We start from the raw sequence: 16844 nt of genomic DNA, 5'->3' as shown, positions 1-16844 counted from the left end.
GGGGCGCGCACTAAGCGCGTCCCGGCTCTTTAAGAGATTTGTCGAATGACCCTGAAGACCATCGAAGGTACCTTCATCGCCCCCAAAGGCCGCTATGCCCTGGTGGTTGGCCGCTTCAACAGCTTCGTGGTTGAAAGCCTGGTAAGCGGTGCCGTGGATGCCCTGGTTCGCCACGGTGTGAGCGAAAGCGACATCACTATCATCCGCGCTCCTGGCGCCTTCGAAATTCCACTGGTTGCGCAGAAAGTTGCACAGCAGGGTGAATACGCAGCGATCATCGCCCTGGGCGCGGTCATTCGTGGCGGTACTCCGCACTTCGAATACGTGGCTGGCGAATGCACCAAGGGCCTGGCCCAGGTGTCCATGGAGTTCGGCGTGCCGGTCGCCTTTGGCGTGCTGACCGTTGATTCCATCGAGCAAGCCATCGAACGTTCCGGCACCAAGGCCGGTAACAAAGGTGCTGAAGCTGCCCTGTCCGCCCTGGAAATGGTCAGCCTGCTGGCACAGTTGGAGGCCAAGTGATTAGCGACGACAGCGATCAGTTCAACCCCCAGGACCCGCGCCCAGCAGACGCCGGCAAGCCATCGAAAAGCGAAAAGCGTCGTGCGGCCCGCCAGCTCGCGACCCAGGCGCTGTACCAGCGCCACATGGCCAAAACCTCGCTGAACGAAATCGAGGCGCAGTTTCGCGTCGACAACGATTTCAGCATGGCCGATGCCAGCTACTTCCACGACATCCTGCACGGCGTTCCGGCCAACCTGCCAGAGATCGACGCTGCACTGACGCCGTGCCTGGACCTGGCGATCGAAGAGCTGGACCCGGTTGAACTGGCCGTACTGCGCCTGTCCACCTGGGAGCTGCTCAAGCGCGTCGACGTACCGTACCGCGTGGTGATCAACGAAGGGATCGAACTGGCGAAAGTCTACGGTTCCACCGACGGTCACAAGTTCGTCAACGGCGTGCTCGACAAGCTGGCCCCGCGCCTGCGTGAAGCCGAAGTGAAGGCGTACAAGCGCTAACCGGCGCTTGCTGACGCAATGGGCGAGTTTGAGCTGATCCGCAACTACTTCGCCGCCGCGCCCTGTGCGCAGGGCGGCGAAGGTATTGCACTGGGGATTGGCGATGACTGCGCCCTGCTGGCGGTTCCTCCCGGGGAGCAGCTGGCGATTTCTACCGATACCCTGGTGGCCGGCGTGCACTTTGCCGACCCCTGCGACCCGTTTCTGCTCGGCCAGCGCTCGCTGGCCGTGGCAGTCAGCGATCTGGCGGCGATGGGCGCCAACCCCCTCGCGTTTACCCTTGCCCTGACCACCCCGACGGTTGATGCCGATTGGCTGCAACGCTATGCCCAGGGTTTGAATGCCATGGCCCAGGGTTGCGGTGTGGTTCTGGTAGGCGGCGACACCACCCGTGGGCCCCTGAGCCTGACCATGACCGTGTTTGGGCGGGTGCCGGCGGGCCAGGCCTTGACCCGCAGCGGCGCGCAGCCTGGCGACGTGCTGTGTGTGGGCGGTGAACTGGGTAACGCAGCGGGCGCATTGCCGCTGGTGCTGGGGCAGCGCACGGCAGAGGCGGCTATCGCCGAGCCGCTGCTGGCCCATTACTGGTCGCCGCAACCGCAGTTGGCGCTGGGCTTGGCGCTGCGGGGCAAGGCCACGTCCGCGATGGATATTTCCGACGGCCTTTTGGCCGATTGCGGGCATATCGCCAAGGCGTCGGCTGTCAGCTTGTTGATCGAACAGCAAAAACTGCCGTTGTCGGCCGCCTTGCTGGCGTTCGTCGGCGAGGCGGATGCCCGGGTGGCCGCGTTGAGCGGGGGGGACGACTACGTACTGGCGTTCACCTTGCCGCCCGCCGAACTGGCGCCGTTGTTGGCTGCCGGTGTGCCAGTGCATGTGATCGGCCGGGTCGAGGCGGGGCAGGGCGTTACCCTGCTGGATGCGTCTGGTCAGGACATCACGCCAGCCATTCGTGGCTATCAACATTTCTGAAAGGCATAGAACCAAGCTGAAGGCCAATCGAACCTATTGATCTTTATCAGCGATAATTCAGCTTAAGCGTCTGTAGGAACCTACTGTTACAATCCCTCCCCTGTGAAATCTGAAATCAGGAGCACAAGGTGCCCGTCGTTTTCGTCGCCGCTTCCAAGCTGCCAACCCCTTTTGCCACGTTCACCATGAATGGCTTTCTTGAAGAAGCCACCGGGCGCGAACACGTTGTTCTCAGCCTCGGTGACGTGGCGGACGGCGCCCCGGTCCTCGGCCGCGTGCACTCCGAATGCCTGACCGGCGATGCCCTGTTCAGCCAGCGTTGTGACTGCGGTTCGCAACTGGAAGCCGCCTTGCAGGCCATCGCCCGCGAAGGCCGTGGCGTGTTGTTGTACCTGCGTCAGGAAGGCCGTGGCATTGGCCTGCTGAACAAGATCCGCGCTTATGAGCTGCAAGATGGCGGGGCCGACACCGTCGAAGCCAACGAGCGCCTGGGCTTCGCTGCCGACCAGCGCGATTACGCGATCTGCCTGCCGATGCTTCAGCACCTGGGGGTCAAATCCCTGCGCCTGATGACCAACAACCCACGCAAGGTCAAAGCCTTGACCGACATGGGTATCACCGTCGCCGAGCGCGTGCCGCTGCACACCGGCCACAACCCGCACAACAAACTCTACCTGGCCACCAAGGCCAGCAAGCTCGACCACATGATGGGCAACGAGCACCAGGGCGAGGCCGACCGGGCGTGACGCGCGGCCAGGTCAAGCGGCGACTGTCGTTTAACTGGTGGCAATACCTGGCGTTGGCGCTGGCGCCGTTGTTTGTGGTCAACCTGGTGTTTGGCAAGGCCGAGCCCTTGCTGCCAGTGCTGGCGATGCCGTTTTTTATCGCCGGCGTGGCCTCGATGTTTGTCAGCCTGCGTTACTTCCATGGCTATAAACACGCGCTGATCGCCACCGAAAAAGCCCTCGATACCCCCGAAGAACCGGCTGCCTGGATCACCCTCGCGGCCCGTCGCCGCGTGGCGTTGCTGGTGGCCGCGCTGCCGGCCTGGGTCGGCGCGCTGGCGGTGTTTGTCGGGCTGGAGGCGGTGCCGCTGTTTCTGCTGGCGCTGTCGACCCTGGTGCTGTTCTACCTCTATCGCATCCCGCGTCAGTTGGGTTGATGCGCGCCTGGCTGGCGGTGTGGCTGCTGGTGGTCGCGGCCCAGGCTGTGGCGGTTGAGCGGGTTGTGAGCCTTGCACCGTCGTTGTCTGAAATCGTCGTTGAACTGGGTGCCGCCGATTTGCTGGTGGGCGTACTGGATGGCGGCGAGCGGCCACAGGCGTTGGCGAAGGTGCCGTCGGTTGGGAATTACGGGCAGTTGGACATGGAGCGCCTGCTCAGCCTCAACCCGGATTTGATCCTGCTGTGGCCCGGCGGCGTCGGCCCGGCCCAGCGTGAACAGCTTCAACGCCTGAACATCCCGGTGTTTGTCGCCGAACCCCACAGCCTCGAACAACTCACTTCACAAGTCGAAACCATTGCCCGGCAACTCGGGCGGGCTGACGCCGGCCGGCAACTGGCCGCGCAGTTGCGTCAGCGCTTGGCCGAGTTGCGCTCGCGCTATCACCGGGCCGAGCCGTTGCGAGTGTTTTATCAGGTGTGGAACCAGCCGCTGTACACCGTGGGCGGCGGGCAGATCATCAGCGATGCGTTGGGTGTGTGCGGGGCGCGCAATGTGTTCGATGATCTCAAGCTGCCGGCGCCGCAGGTCAGCATCGAGTCAGTGTTGCAGCGCAATCCCGAGGTGATTCTGGCGGGCGATCAAGCGCAACTGGATGCCTGGAAGGCCTGGCCCCAAGTGGCAGCTGTGGCTGCCGGGCGTTTGCTGGTGGTGCCGGACAAGGGCCTGGAACGGCCCAGCGGGCAGATGCTGGAGGCGGTGGCGCGGTTGTGTCAGGTGATTGCGCCGGGGCTGTGAGACCGCTATCGCAGGCAAGCCAGCTCCCACATTTGACCGAGTTCATTCATGCGACGCGGTCAAATGTGGGAGCCGGGCTTGCCCGCGATGGGGCCGGTGCAGACGACTTAGAGTTCTGGCGTCCAGGTCACCCCGAACATCAACGCCCGGCCTTCTTCCCGATAGCCATATTGCTGGCCTTGGTACTGATACAGCGCCCGGCTGTAGCCCTTGTTCAGCAGGTTATCGAGCTTCATTTCCAGGGTGATTTCGTGATTCACCGCCCAACTGCTCCGTAGACCGAGCAAGCCATACCCGCCCAGGCGTTGCTGGTTCGCCGGATCGTCGTAGCTGCTGCTCACCGCCTGCCAACTGGCGCCGACGCTGAACCGGTCGAATTGGCGATCCAGGTCCAGGCTCACGGTGCGCCTTGCTCGACGCGCCAATGTGCGCCCGGTGTCGCGGTCCCGTGGGTCGATCAGGGCGATGCCCAGGCTGCTTTGCCAACCGAACAGCTCTTGCTTGAGCGCCGCTTCGAAGCCGTTGATGCGTGCTGAGCTGACGTTTTGTGGACCGCCGCTGGCGAACACGATCGCGTCCTGAATGTCGGTGCGGTACAGCGAGGCTTCGAGTCGGCTGGTGTCGCTGAGCTGGCTGCGCCACTGCACTTCGTAGCTTTTCGAGGTTTCGGGTTTCAGGTTCGGGTTGCTGTTTATCCCGTAGCTGTCGTCCGGGTAGTAAAGGTCATTGAACGTCGGCGCCCGGAAGCCCTCGCTGTAGCTCAGCAACAGATCATTGTCCGGGTTCAGCGGCAGCGTGAACGTGCCGCTCCAGCTGTTGTGGCCGCCAAATTGCTGGTTATCGTCGCGGCGCAGGCCCAGTTCGGTGGAGAAGGATTGCGCCTGGAAGCGGTGCTGGATAAACGCAGCGCGGTTCCAGCGACTGTCTTCATTCAGGTGGGCGCTGCTGTTGACCTGGTCCTCGTACCAGTCGCCACCCAGGATCAGGCTGTTCTGGTCGTTCAGCGTCAGGTCGTTCTGCCAGTTCAGCGAATTGCGGTAGGTGTTGAACACGCTGCGTTCGGTGCTGAGCTTGTCCAGGGTCTTTTCGCGGTTTTCGCTGTGGCCTGCTTCCAGCCGAGACTTCCACACGTCATTGATGAGGGCGTCGATATAGCTGCTGACGCTGCTCACGGTGAAGTCGGTGTAGGGCTGCTGCTGGAAGCTTTGGTAGGTCGTCGTATCAAAGCGGCCGAACGGGCTATCGAATTCGCTTTTGCCGCGGTTATCCAACACGTTCACGCCTGCTTCCAGGTCATCGTTGAAGGCATGGCTCAGGCTGAAACTGATAGCCTGATTGCGATAGGCATCATGGTCGCGATCGCTGGGGTAGGAGGTGTGCGTGCGATCGATCCCGGCCGTGTCATCCAGGCTGGCGCCCAGGTTGAAGCGGGTTTGTTCGTCGCCGCCGGACAGGCCGAGGCTGCGTTCCCACGTCTGGTTGCTGCCGAATCCCACATGCAGCCGGGGTTGTACGCCAGGCTCGGTATTGCGCCGGGTAAAGATCTGGATCACCCCGCCAATGGCATCGCTGCCGTAGATCACCGAGCGCGAACCGCGCAGCACTTCCACGCGCTCAACCTGCTGGATATTCAGGTATTGCAGGTTGCTGGTGCCGCTGGTGGAACTGCTGATGCGCTGGCCGTCCACCAGCACCAGACTCTGGGCGGTCGAAGTGCCGCGAATGTAGACGTTCGTCTGGCTGCCGCGCCCTCCGCTTTGCGCCACCTGCACACCGGGCACGCGGCTGAGCAGGTCGCTCACGCTGGTGGGCTGCAGGCGGTCGATGTCGTCGCGGGTGAAGACGGTGTTGGCGGCACTGCTATCGTTGCGCGCCTGGACCTGGCGGTTGGCGCTGATCACCACGTCGGGCAGCTTCAGGGCGTCGTCGCGTTCAAAGCTGTCGGCGAGCAGGTCGGTGGCGGGGAGCAGAAGAAGGGGCAGGGCAAAGCGCAGGCGATTCATGGGCTGTCCGTAGCGTTAAGCCAATACAAAACCAATGTGGGAGCTGGCTTGCCTGCGATGCAGGCACCTCGGTTTGTCAGTAACACCGAGGTGATGCTATCGCAGGCAAGCCAGCTCCCACATTTGATTGTTGTTTACAGGTTCAAGAGTGCCATGCGCTGACGAACCGAAGCTTCAATCCCCGCTTCATCCAGCCCGCATTCGGCCAGCATCTGCGCAGGCTTGGCGTGCTCGACATACACATCCGGCAAGCCCAGGTGCAGCACCGACTTGAGGATGTTCTCCCGCGCCAGGAACTCACTGACTGCCGCACCGGCACCGCCCATGATGGCGTTTTCTTCGACGGTCACCAGCAGTTCATGACTGCCAGCGATCTCGCGCACCAGGGCTTCGTCCAGCGGTTTGACGAAACGCATGTCCACCACGGTGGCGTCGATCTTCTCGGCCACTTTCAAGGCTTCGGCCAGTTGCACGCCGAACACCAGCAAGGCAACGCCGCTGCCCTGGCGACGGACAATGCCCTTGCCGATTTCGATAGGCTCAAGGTCTTTCTCGATCACCGCATTCGGGCCGTTGCCGCGCGGGTAACGCACAGCCGCCGGGCCGTTGTACAGGTGGCCGGTGCTGAGCATCTTGCGCAGTTCGTTCTCGTCACTCGGGGTCATCACCAGCATGCCGGGGATGCAACGCAAGTACGACAGGTCGAAGCTGCCGGCGTGGGTCGGGCCGTCTTCGCCCACCAGGCCGGCACGGTCGATGGCGAACAACACGTCGAGGTTTTGCACCGCGACGTCATGAATCAATTGGTCATAACCGCGTTGCAAGAACGTGGAATAGATCGCTACCACCGGCTTGGCGCCTTCACAGGCCATACCGGCGGCGAAGGTCACCGCGTGCTGTTCTGCGATGGCTACGTCGAAATAGCGCAGCGGGAAACGCTCGCTGAACGCCACCAGGTCGGAACCTTCCTTCATCGCCGGGGTGATGCCCACCAGGCGCGGGTCGGCGGCGGCCATGTCGCACAGCCATTCGCCAAACACACCGGAATACTTTGGCCCGCTGGGCTTCTTCGGCGCGGCGGCCGGGGCGTTCAGCGGTTCAAGCTTGGTGATCGCGTGGTAACCAATCGGGTCAACTTCCGCCGGGGCGAAGCCTTTGCCTTTCTTGGTGACGATGTGCAGGAACTGCGGGCCCTTGAGGTCACGCATGTTGCGCAGGGTGGCAATCAGGGTCGGCAAGTCGTGGCCGTCGATCGGGCCGATGTAGTTCCAGCCCAGCTCTTCGAACAGGGTGCCGGGAACCAGCATGCCCTTGGCATATTCTTCGGTACGACGGGCAATTTCCCACGCGCCGGGCAGACGCGAGAGCACCTTCTTGCTGCCTTCACGCATGCTGGCGTAAGTGCGGCTGGAGAGGATTTTTGCCAGGTAATTCGACAGGCCACCGACATTGCGCGAAATCGACATGTCGTTGTCGTTGAGGATCACCAGCATGTTGGCGTCCACTTCCGGCGCATGGTTCAGCGCCTCGAAGGCCATGCCGGCGGTCAACGCGCCATCACCGATCACCGCAATCGCCTTGCGATCGCTGTTCTGCAGGCGGGCGGCAATGGCCATGCCCAGCGCTGCGCTGATGGAGGTGCTGGAGTGGCCGACGCCAAAGGTGTCGTACTCGCTCTCGGAGCGGCGCGGGAAGGCGGCGATGCCGTCCTTCTGGCGCAGGGTGGCCATGCGCTCGCGGCGTCCGGTGAGGATCTTGTGCGGATAGGCCTGATGACCCACGTCCCACACCAGCCGGTCGTCCGGGGTGTCGAACACGTAATGCAGCGCAATGGTCAGCTCGATGACGCCCAGGCCGGCACCGAAATGCCCACCGGTCTGGCCGACCGTGTAGAGCAATTCCAGGCGCAACTCATCGGCCAGGGTTTCCAGCTCGGCTTCACCCAGGCGGCGCAGGCCGGCTGGCGTGTTGGCACGGTCCAGCAGGGGCGTGGCCGGGCGCTTGCGGGGAATCTCTTGGAACGTCGTGGGCATCAGGCGAATCGTTATAGGTATAGAAGAGGCGGCAGTTTACCTCAAGCATCGCAAACTGCCCACGCAGAGCGCCGAACTTGGCTGATATGCGGTGGAAAAGGCCGGTGCTGTCAGTGGCGGCGTTCGACGATATACCGCGCCAGGTCACGCAGTGGCTCGGCAGCCGCGTCGAAAGGTCGCAGGGCATCGAGTGCCTGGTCCCGCAGCTCCAGGGCGTAGGCCTTGGCGGCTTCCAGGCCGAGCAGCGAAGGATAAGTCGGCTTGTCCCGTGCGATATCGGCACCCTGGCGTTTGCCGAGGGTCGCGGTATCGCTTTCAACGTCGAGAATATCGTCCTGCACCTGGAACGCCAGGCCGATGGCCCGCGCGTAGGTCTGCAAGGCCGCCAGTTGCGCCGCTTCGGCACGGCCACTGGCGAGGGCGCCCAGGTGCACGGCGGCCTCGATCAGCGCGCCGGTCTTGTGGCGGTGCATGTATTCCAGGGCTTGCTGATCGAGCTTCAAACCGACCGAACCCAAGTCAATCGCCTGGCCGCCGACCATCCCGGCCGGGCCTGCCGCCAAGGCCAGCGCGGTGACCATGCGCAAGCGGATCTCGGCGTTGACGCTGCTCAGGCGCGGGTCCAGCAGAGCGCTGAACGCCAGGCTTTGCAGGCCGTCACCGGCGAGAATCGCGCAGGCTTCATCGAAGGCTTTATGAGTGGTGGGCTGGCCGCGACGCAGATCGTCGTCGTCCATCGCCGGCAAATCGTCGTGCACCAGGGAATAAGCGTGAATCAGCTCCACCGCACAGGCGGCGCCGTTGGCTTCCTCCGCCTGAGCGCCGAGGGCTTCACAGGCCGCATAGGCGAGCAACGGGCGCACGCGCTTGCCGCCGTTCATCACGCTATAGCGCATGGCCTCATACAGGCGGGCCAATTCAGGGGTAGGCGCAACAAACAGTGGTTCCAGCGCAGCATTGACCCGGGCCTGGCTGCCGGCCTGATAAGCGTCGATCATTCAGGCTGTTCCGCATCGAAAGGTTCTTCCGCCAGCTCCCCGTCGCGTTCCAGCAACACCTGGACCTTCTGCTCCGCCTGCGCCAGGGCGCTCTGGCAGTCGCGGGTCAGGCCGATGCCTTGCTCGAATGCGGTCAACGAGTCTTCCAGCGACAACTCGCCGTTCTCCATACGCTCGACCAGAGCTTGCAGGTCGGCGAGGGATTGTTCGAAATCGAGTGCAACTTTTTTGCGGGCCATGGCGGCTATTCCGGTAGACGGTAAACCGGCGCGACACTAGCAGACATGGGGGATTGGGGCAAATGAGTGGGCGGGATTGCCTTGTAAATCAGTCACCTTGGGTATTGATTTGGTAACGGGTACTACGGCCGCCGCCGGGTAACCGAACCAGGCAGTTTTTTTCCAGAAGGTCGGCCAGATGTCGAGTCGCCGTGGCCTTGGACACTTTGGCCACGGCCTGATACTGGGCGGCGCTGATCCCGTGCTCAAAGCCCTTGTCGCCGCCGTCGAGCAGGCGATTCAAGACTTTGGTCTGTTCAGCGCTTAGTGCGTGGTCCCGATGCCGTTGCCAGAAGCGACTTTTGCCCAGCACCCGGTCAATTCGCGCCATGGCCTGCTGCAGGCTACGAAGCAGGGTTTGCAGGAACCACTCAAGCCAACCGGTGACATCCAGCGTGGCTTTTTGACTGGTTTCCAGTGCGCGGTAATAGCCCGCCCGGTCTTCAAGGATGCTCGCCGACATCGCGTAGAAGCGGATCGCCTGGTTCTCTGCCTGGGCGAGCGCGAGGTCAGTAATCGCCCGCGTCAGACGACCGTTACCATCATCGAAGGGATGCAGTGTGACGAACCAGAAATGCGCGAGGCCTGCGCGCAGCAATGGGTCGAGGGCCGCATGATTCCGGCTGGCTTCAAACCATTCGATGAAATCGCCCAGCGACTGCGCCAGCCCTTGGCGAGGTGGCGCCTCGAAATGCACAGTGGGTCGGTCCAGTCGTCCCGACACAACCTGCATCGGCTCATCGCCCCTTAGCGCGCCTACGTTCAAGGCGTGCGTGGAAAAGCGGGCTTCCTCGGCGGGAAATAACCATCGATGCCAGTTAAATAGACGGGTTAGGGTAAACGGCTGAGCAAACTGTTGTGTGGCGTCCACCATCAAGTCCGCCAGGCCCTCGCTGCGCCGGCTCACGGAGCCATCCTGCAATTGCTGAAGGCCCAGGCGACGGGCCAGGGAAGATCGTACCGAGCCGACGTTGAGTTGCTCACCCTCGATTGCCGAGGAGGTCAGGATATTTTGCAGCAAGGCATCCAGTTCATTCTCCGAACTCTGCGCCTGGCTGACCGAACCGAGCATACCCAGCAACTTTCCTTGCGCCTGCGTGCACTCGCGCAACACTGGTGCGAGGCGCTCCGGTTGCCAGTGAAAGTGCGGCCAGTCAGGTTGTTGCCAGATCCGGTTCGGGTGATCCATGGCGGTGTGCTCGGTGGGTGAGCCGAATAGAAGGCTTATTCGGCTCATTTGGTGAGCCGATTGTGCAAGCTATTCGGCTCATCGTCCAGTCAGCCGCGCACGATCAACACTCGGTGGGTGAGGGCAGTGGTGCGCAGGTTCTGGCTGCTGATCAGGGCGTCCAAGGCACTGTCGACTTGATTCAGGTTGAAGCTGGCGTTGATGGTGCGTTGCCCGACTTTATCGTCGAGCCAGATCACATGGCCGCCTTGATAGCGCACCAACTCCTCAAGCACCTCGCGCAATGGTGCGTCCCGCACACGTAGCTGGCCGTCTCGCCAGGCCAGCAGGCGTTCGGCGTCGACGGCTTGGGGGGCTTGAACTTGCCCGCTCACCACGCGCAACTGTTCGCCCGGCTGCAGCACTTGATGTTGTCCGGCGGCGGCCACTTCCACACTGCCAAGCAGCAGAATGACCTCGTCCGACTTGTCGTTATGCGCGACGGAAAACTCGGTGCCCAACGCCCGAATCCGAGTGCCGCCGGCTTGCACAATAAAGGGTCGACTGTCGTGGCTGACTTGCAGATACACACGGCCTCTTCGCAGATTTACCCGGCGTTCATCGGAGGTGAGGTCGATATCGAGCGCGCTGTCGCTGTCCAGATGCAGGTGTGAGCCGTCGGCCAGGGTGATGTCCTGTTGTTGCCCGGTGCGGGTGGTGTAGTCACTGCCCCAACTGCTGATCGGCGGGGTTCCCAGCCATATCGCGCCGGCGGCGAGTATCAGGCAGGCAGCGGTGGCGTAGGTTCGGCGTCGGGAGATCGGACGCCGGCGATCTGGTTTGCGTACTGCCCGGGTGGGGCGATCCAGCAACTGCCATAGCGTTTCCGCGTTTTGGTAGGCGTGGGCATTCAGCGGGTCTTCGCGCCACTGCGCAAACGTATTGAGCTCCTGAAACGTCACGTTTTCCCCACGCAGGCGGGTAAACCAGTCCAGGGCTTGCTGGTCACGTTCGGACGGCGAAGGGGTTGGCTGATCGTTCATCGGGACTCGGTGGCTTGCGGGGTTGCGATGCAATGGGCCATGGCCTTGTTCAAATGTGGTTCCACCGCCCGGGCATCAATATTCAGACGGACGGCAATCTCCTTGTAGCTCAATTGCTCAACCCGAGCCAGCAGAAACACTTCGCGAGTAGGCGGTTTCGCGGCAGTTTACCCGGCGGATGAGGAGGCGAGGAGTTCGCTGCGATGACGGCGGTAGAGCGGGCCGAGGTTGCGGTTGCCAGGGGAGTCGGGCATGGCGGGGCGGCGCTTTTGGGGGAGTGGTTGAGGTGGGGATGGTAGAGGGGATGAGAATTTGTCGCAAGAAGGGTATGGCAGCGCCACATAGCCATTGATGCTTCTCAGAAGCAGTCTAGGCCCAGCTTATGCAGTCGTGGTCATCCATGTGGACTAAGAACGTTAGGTCTCGATCAGTTATCCAGAAAGGATAGCCCGTGGTCTCAGATAAAATAAGAGCAAGGCTTTTGGCGTTACCTATCTCCCACGCCCTGTGGGCTGAATCGAAAACAATTAAAATTAGCCTGTCACTATGAATCAGGTCTTGTATCTCTTTCCAAAAATTCGGATTGTGCTGTTCGGTTTTTACATTGAGATCATTGGGGTCAAGTGTCTTTTGTTTAGCTCTGAAAAAGCTCTCGCTAAGAGATGTGATCAGTGAACTAAGCTGGCTAGCGTTCAGCTTCCTGCCCTCTATACCCAGGGTAATTAAGGCTTCATCAATTTCTTCTTCTAGATAATTCATTGAGATGTACCGATTTTTGAACGGCTAACAGGAGTTAGCTCAAGCAATATATGCCCTCTTACGGCTCCGCCACCGCTTCTTTTTCCTGCGGTCTGGTAACCAACGTGTGGTGCGGCTGGACCTTTATTCGATGGGACCAGCGATGGATCGTCGATGTTCACTTCTGCTCCTTTGTTTGCTCCTCTTAATACCCTCCACTCTGTCGGCCATGACTTACCGTGTTGATCTTTTCCCCACTTGGTCACGGTGTAGTCGTCTTTTGATATGCCAGTTTTTTGAAATCCCTCGTCCAGTGCTTTATGCATTTGCTGATAGGGATTCCCCTTTTCTGTTCTCCAATCAATATCTACATCAGAGTTAAATTTCCATGTCCCGCCAGCTGCCTGTGGGCAGTCTGTAGGTGTACATGCTAATCCCAACGGGTCTACCCACCCCGTCGGGTTGGGCACGTACTGGTATCCGTTCAGCCCACCCGCCAGTTTCACCGGATCAGGCGTCAGATAGCGACCAATATCCGGATTGTAGTAGCGATGACGGTTGTAGTGCAGCCCGCTTTCCGGGTCGAAATATTGGCCCTGGAAGCGCAGCGGGTTGGTGACGGTATTGACGTCCAGCTTCGCGATTTGGCCGTAGGCGCGGTAGTGCGCGGACCAGACGATTTCGCCGTCGGGGGCGGTGAGTTCTTGTGGCGTGCCGAGGTGGTCGAGTTGGTAGTGGAAGGGTTCTGCTGCTTCCGGGCCGTAGCCTTTCAGCAGCGCTAACGGGCGGAAGCTGTTGGGTTCGTAGATATAGCTTTGGTGGTGATCGGCGCTGTGCTCGGCGACCAACATGTCGCCTTGCCAGAAAAACTCGGTGGTCTGGCCGTCGAGGGTTTTGGTGATCCGCCGTCCAAACGGGTCATAGCGATAGCTGGCCTGGCTGCCGTCGGGTTGGATGACGCCGATCAGGCGATGCTGGCAGTCGTAGCGGTATTCGGTAACTAACTGCTGGTCGCGGCCCCGCCGTTCCCGTAGGAGATTGCCGAAGGCGTCATAGTCGTAATGACGATCGCCTTGCATCAGCAGGCGGTTGCCTTTGACTACGCTCGGCCCGACGCGGTCTTGCATCAGCAGGTTGCCCGCCGGGTCGTGGAAGAAGCGTTCCTGCAGGTCTTGCGAGTGGTTGGCGCGGGTCAGGCGGTCGAGTGGGTCGTAGTGGTAGTCGTGCTGGCCTTTGCGGGTGTCGAGGATGCGGGTGAGGTTGCCGCGTTTGTCATAGTCGTATTGGCGGCGCTGATGGCGCTGTTCCTGTTGGGTAATGGCATGGGCATGCAGGCGGCCCTGGTCGTCGTAGTGGTAGTGGCTGAGAAGCTGGCCCTGCTGGCGCTGGTGTTCGCGGCCGGATTTGAACAGGTGTGAGGTGAGCGGGTTGCCATTCAGCTCGATGGTGGCAAGGTCGCCACCTTTGTCGTGATGGAAGGCGAGGCGGTTGTTGTCGGGCAGGCGCAGGTAGTTGAGTTGCCCGCATTCGTCGTAGCGGTAGCGCAGGGTGCCCCAGCCCTGGTGTTCAGCGGTGAGGCGGTTTTGCAGGTCGTATTCGTAGTGCAGCGGCCAATGGCCGTCGTCGACGCTGAGGAGGTTGCCGAGGCGGTCATAGGCGTATCCGACAACGCTGCGGTCGGGCAGGGTTTTTCGTACAAGGCGACCGGCGCTGTCTCGCTGATAACCGGTAACCAGCTGACTGCCATCGTCGCCGTACTCGGTCTTTTCCAGCAGATGCCCGGCGAGGTCGTAGACATAAGCCGTGCGGCGGCCATCAAAGCCGGTCTCCTGCTGGATCAGGCCGTTGGCGTGGTAGTCGAGCTGATAGGTTTCGCCGACTTCGTTTTCAATCTCGGTCAGTAACAACCGGGCATTGTCGTAACGGTATTTGAGCTGTGTGCCGTCGGGGTTGATGCGGCGGCTGATCAGGTGCAGGCCGTCGGCATATTCGTAGCGAGTAACCCGCCCCAGTTCGTCGCGCTCGGCGGTGATTTTTCCGTACGGGTTGTAGCTGAATTCGCGAGAGGCACCGCCCGGCTGAATCACCTTCAGCAAACGCCCTACGGCGTCCCACTGATACTGGGTCAGCGCACCGTGCTCATCCTCGCAGGCTACCTGCCGCCCAAGGTCGTCATAGCGATAGCGCCGCACACCGCCATTCGCCAATTTCTCTTCGGTGAGCTGGCCACGCTCATTCCAGATAAAGCGCTGGCTGCTGTTGTCCGGGTGCCAGACGCCGGAGAGTTTTCCGTGTTTGGTGTAGGTGTATTCGGTGTAGTTGCCGTCCGGATCGGTCTTGCGGGTGATATCGCCCTGGTCGTTGCGCTGATATTTCCACACTGCATCGCCACGGCGTACAACTCGGACGAAACCGTTGTCATGCTCGTAGGACGTGGGCGCATCGTCACCGGGAAACAGCGCAATCAACCGACCGGCTTCGTCGTATTGATACGCCGTCACCGCGCCGAGCGGATCCTGCTCGACTGTCAGCCGGCCTTTGTCATCGTAGGATTTGAAGTGCTCCGCGCCGTCCGGATCAATCCGTTGCACCAGCCGTGCGCGCTGGTCGTGGACGTAGACTTCCTGGCTGCCATCGGCGTTGTGGACGGTGACAGTGCCGTTGTCGTCCCAGGCGTACCGCGTGTCCATTTGGGAAAAGCTGGCCCAGTGGCGGATACACCTTGCAGATTTACCGGACCGTTCCCACTCCCAGAAGAAACTTGCCCCACCGGCCAGTTGCCGTTCCAGGATCACCTGCTGATCGTCGTACCGATAACGCTCGCTTTCGCCTACCGCGTTGGTCGCTTCAATCAACCGCCAGGCATCGTCGTACCGGTAGGAAACAACGTTCTGCTCGGTAACCCAGTCCAGTTCCCGCTGCACCTGATAGTCGACGGCAACGATATGTCCACGGTCATACCGCAGCAGCAATCCCTGGCCGACGTGGTTATCGATCCGCTGAATCCGCCCGGAATAATCGCGGGAAATGCGCAGCCGGTTGTCGTACGCGTCGCTGATCGACGTCAGCACACCGTCGCGGAAGTGATAGAAAAGGGAGGTTTGAGCCAGTACCCATTCATCAGGCAAAGCGCCCAGATAAATCGCGGCTTCCGCCAGGCTATTGGTGATGGCTGGCCGCGTAGCAGAGGGAAGGGGAAAGGTCGTACTGCGGTTTTCATGGTCGGTCCAGATCACCAACTCGCCGCTAACCACCAACCGCTGAGCCAGCGCATGACTCCAGCCAAACCCCAACCCGCAATCCACTTCCACCGCACTGCTGCGATACAACCGCGTCCAGGCAAACGGCAGCACGCCCTCCAACGAGCCATCCGTAAGCGTCAGCAGTTCCTCACCGGTAACCATCGATACCGGGCAGCCATTGGTTGCGGTCTTGTCTGCGGGAGCGGCTGCATCGCCGCCGGGGTTCTTGGCAGAGGAGGGCGCATCATCGACATGCGCTTTCTCCCGAACCACGGTGTTCTGACGCGGCCCCCAGCGCATCTGCACACCACCCTTTTTCAACCCATCAACAGCGCCCCGAACCGCTACTGTCTTGTACCGTCCCACTGCTCCCATAAAGCTCTGAAGAACACTGAATATGCCCTTCACAAACCGAATGGCCGCCTCAACAATCCGGGTGCCATACCTGAGCGCACGCGAACTCAAATAGGCGATACCCGCCGCCGGCAAAACAACCGTCAGCAAAGCCGCCACCAACAAATCGATCAGCAACGACACCACAATCCCGGCCACCGCCTCGGCGGTACTGCCGGCGATCTCACTTGGTGGCAACGCCGACAGCCAAATCATCGCCGTGCGCAGCATCAGGTACAGCGCCGCCTCATCACTGGCCAGCAACATCGCCTGTTCCATCACCTTTGGCGCAGTGCGGGCCAACTCCATCAGTTCGCTGGCTTTGGCTCCCAGGCTTTCAAACAGCTTGCCCGGATCCTTGAAGATCTCCTGCACCTGCTTGATGGCGTCCCACACGCCAGTAATTGCTGCCCAACTTCCCACCAGCACGCCAGTGCCAATCGCGCTTGAAGTGGACCTTTCCCAATGCGGTCTGAAACCGTCCCATTGCTTGCGAAGCCAGCTTTCCAGGTCAGCGGTCAAACCGTCGTAAGACGAAAACAGCGCCTCGACCTGCTCCTGCGAAACCCCACCCTGCACCCGCACCCGATAACGTTTGCCGGCCACACAGGGGTGAGAGCCTTTCCCCTGTTCATCGAGCATGACGACGGTAGAGCTGCCGTCATCCAGCCCAATCACCTCAACCGGAATACCTCCCAGCGGCACGTCATACACCGACTCGAACTTGCTCTCGATCTCCAGTACGCCGCCGAGCTCACAGCGCACCACCGTCGAGAAATGGTCATCGGTCATGCTCACCGATTTGCTCGAATCTCCCACCCGAATGATTCGATCCATCCCCAGCAACGACGGCAAATCTGCCCCATGGCTGACCTTGTCCAGTGCCTGCGAATACCAGGCGCCCACCTGCTGGCGATACACCGCCAGGCTCTGATGAAAGCCATCCAGTTCGTGTTCGATATGGGCAATGTGGGACGAAGAAGCAGTCATCCGTGACG

14 protein-coding genes and 1 pseudogene are annotated in these 16844 nt (G+C 61.2%); 6 read left to right on the top strand and 9 right to left on the bottom strand.

Going from position 1 to position 16844, the window contains the following annotated elements:
- Positions 1 to 45 precede the first annotated feature (45 nt).
- The 6 genes from ribH (at position 46) to HKK54_RS06610 (ending at position 3950) form a co-directional block, all read left to right on the top strand.
- Positions 46 to 522, top strand: coding sequence for a 6,7-dimethyl-8-ribityllumazine synthase (gene ribH / locus HKK54_RS06635; RefSeq protein ID WP_003209986.1), 477 nt, complete (start codon positions 46 to 48; stop codon positions 520 to 522).
- A complete protein-coding gene (nusB, locus tag HKK54_RS06630) occupies positions 519 to 1019 on the top strand; it encodes a transcription antitermination factor NusB (RefSeq protein ID WP_010174665.1) in 501 nt (166 codons plus the stop codon). The genes ribH and nusB overlap by 4 nt, the downstream gene beginning before the upstream one ends.
- Positions 1020 to 1037: 18 nt before the next feature.
- Complete coding sequence (gene thiL / locus HKK54_RS06625) at positions 1038 to 1991, top strand: thiamine-phosphate kinase (RefSeq protein WP_169386417.1); 954 nt, start codon at positions 1038 to 1040, stop codon at positions 1989 to 1991.
- 128 nt (positions 1992 to 2119) lie between these two features.
- On the top strand, positions 2120 to 2737 hold the full coding sequence (gene ribA / locus HKK54_RS06620) for a GTP cyclohydrolase II (RefSeq protein WP_010174681.1): 618 nt from the start codon (positions 2120 to 2122) through the stop codon (positions 2735 to 2737).
- Positions 2734 to 3153, top strand: coding sequence for a nuclear FMR1 interacting 1 family protein (locus HKK54_RS06615; RefSeq protein WP_010174683.1), 420 nt, complete (start codon positions 2734 to 2736; stop codon positions 3151 to 3153). The genes ribA and HKK54_RS06615 overlap by 4 nt, the downstream gene beginning before the upstream one ends.
- A complete protein-coding gene (locus HKK54_RS06610; protein WP_169386416.1) occupies positions 3153 to 3950 on the top strand; it encodes a cobalamin-binding protein in 798 nt (265 codons plus the stop codon). Before HKK54_RS06615 ends, HKK54_RS06610 begins: the two co-directional genes overlap by 1 nt.
- 107 nt (positions 3951 to 4057) lie before the next feature.
- Here the strand turns inward: HKK54_RS06610 and HKK54_RS06605 are convergent, their stop codons facing one another.
- From HKK54_RS06605 to HKK54_RS06565, 9 genes and pseudogenes are all read right to left on the bottom strand, one after another.
- Entirely contained in the window at positions 4058 to 5953 is a 1896-nt protein-coding gene (locus tag HKK54_RS06605) for a TonB-dependent receptor domain-containing protein (RefSeq protein ID WP_169386415.1), read from the bottom strand.
- Positions 5954 to 6087: 134 nt separating this feature from the next.
- Positions 6088 to 7986 carry a 1-deoxy-D-xylulose-5-phosphate synthase gene (gene dxs, locus HKK54_RS06600; protein ID WP_010174689.1) on the bottom strand — a complete coding sequence of 633 codons (1899 nt, stop codon included), beginning with the start codon at positions 7984 to 7986 and terminating at the stop codon, positions 6088 to 6090.
- Between the two features lie 110 nt (positions 7987 to 8096).
- Entirely contained in the window at positions 8097 to 8984 is an 888-nt protein-coding gene (gene ispA, locus HKK54_RS06595) for a (2E,6E)-farnesyl diphosphate synthase (RefSeq protein WP_010174691.1), read from the bottom strand.
- Complete coding sequence (locus HKK54_RS06590; RefSeq protein WP_010174693.1) at positions 8981 to 9223, bottom strand: exodeoxyribonuclease VII small subunit; 243 nt, start codon at positions 9221 to 9223, stop codon at positions 8981 to 8983. Before HKK54_RS06590 ends, ispA begins: the two co-directional genes overlap by 4 nt.
- A gap of 88 nt (positions 9224 to 9311) precedes the next feature.
- The gene (locus HKK54_RS06585) at positions 9312 to 10451 is read right to left on the bottom strand and encodes a Fic family protein (protein WP_169389256.1); all 1140 of its coding nucleotides are present in this window, start codon (positions 10449 to 10451) and stop codon (positions 9312 to 9314) included.
- 89 nt (positions 10452 to 10540) lie between these two features.
- A complete protein-coding gene (locus tag HKK54_RS06580) occupies positions 10541 to 11473 on the bottom strand; it encodes a FecR family protein (RefSeq protein WP_169386414.1) in 933 nt (310 codons plus the stop codon).
- Positions 11470 to 11616, bottom strand: a pseudogene (locus HKK54_RS33950) (sigma factor-like helix-turn-helix DNA-binding protein); the annotation flags it as partial. The pseudogene HKK54_RS33950 and the gene HKK54_RS06580, both read right to left, overlap by 4 nt.
- Before the next feature lie 226 nt (positions 11617 to 11842).
- A complete protein-coding gene (locus HKK54_RS06570) occupies positions 11843 to 12232 on the bottom strand; it encodes a hypothetical protein (RefSeq protein ID WP_169386412.1) in 390 nt (129 codons plus the stop codon).
- Positions 12229 to 16836, bottom strand: coding sequence for an RHS repeat-associated core domain-containing protein (locus tag HKK54_RS06565; protein WP_169386411.1), 4608 nt, complete (start codon positions 16834 to 16836; stop codon positions 12229 to 12231). Before HKK54_RS06565 ends, HKK54_RS06570 begins: the two co-directional genes overlap by 4 nt.
- Positions 16837 to 16844 lie beyond the last annotated feature (8 nt).

It is taken from the genome of Pseudomonas sp. ADAK13 (genome assembly GCF_012935715.1).
Classification (GTDB): Bacteria; Pseudomonadota; Gammaproteobacteria; order Pseudomonadales; family Pseudomonadaceae; genus Aquipseudomonas.
The sequence above is the reverse complement of the archived record's forward strand: the minus strand, read 5'-3'. Positions and strand labels throughout refer to the sequence as shown.

Coding starts and splice junctions, on each gene's coding strand:
- thiL (WP_169386417.1), top strand. CDS start 1,038: ATGGGCGAGTTTGAGCTGATCCGCAACTACTTCGCCGCCGCGCCCTGT.
- dxs (WP_010174689.1), bottom strand. CDS start 7,986: ATGCCCACGACGTTCCAAGAGATTCCCCGCAAGCGCCCGGCCACGCCC.
- ribH (WP_003209986.1), top strand. CDS start 46: ATGACCCTGAAGACCATCGAAGGTACCTTCATCGCCCCCAAAGGCCGC.
- HKK54_RS06565 (WP_169386411.1), bottom strand. CDS start 16,836: ATGACTGCTTCTTCGTCCCACATTGCCCATATCGAACACGAACTGGAT.
- HKK54_RS06605 (WP_169386415.1), bottom strand. CDS start 5,953: ATGAATCGCCTGCGCTTTGCCCTGCCCCTTCTTCTGCTCCCCGCCACC.
- HKK54_RS06585 (WP_169389256.1), bottom strand. CDS start 10,451: ATGGATCACCCGAACCGGATCTGGCAACAACCTGACTGGCCGCACTTT.
- HKK54_RS06610 (WP_169386416.1), top strand. CDS start 3,153: ATGCGCGCCTGGCTGGCGGTGTGGCTGCTGGTGGTCGCGGCCCAGGCT.
- HKK54_RS06580 (WP_169386414.1), bottom strand. CDS start 11,473: ATGAACGATCAGCCAACCCCTTCGCCGTCCGAACGTGACCAGCAAGCC.
- HKK54_RS06590 (WP_010174693.1), bottom strand. CDS start 9,223: ATGGCCCGCAAAAAAGTTGCACTCGATTTCGAACAATCCCTCGCCGAC.
- ispA (WP_010174691.1), bottom strand. CDS start 8,984: ATGATCGACGCTTATCAGGCCGGCAGCCAGGCCCGGGTCAATGCTGCG.
- HKK54_RS06570 (WP_169386412.1), bottom strand. CDS start 12,232: ATGAATTATCTAGAAGAAGAAATTGATGAAGCCTTAATTACCCTGGGT.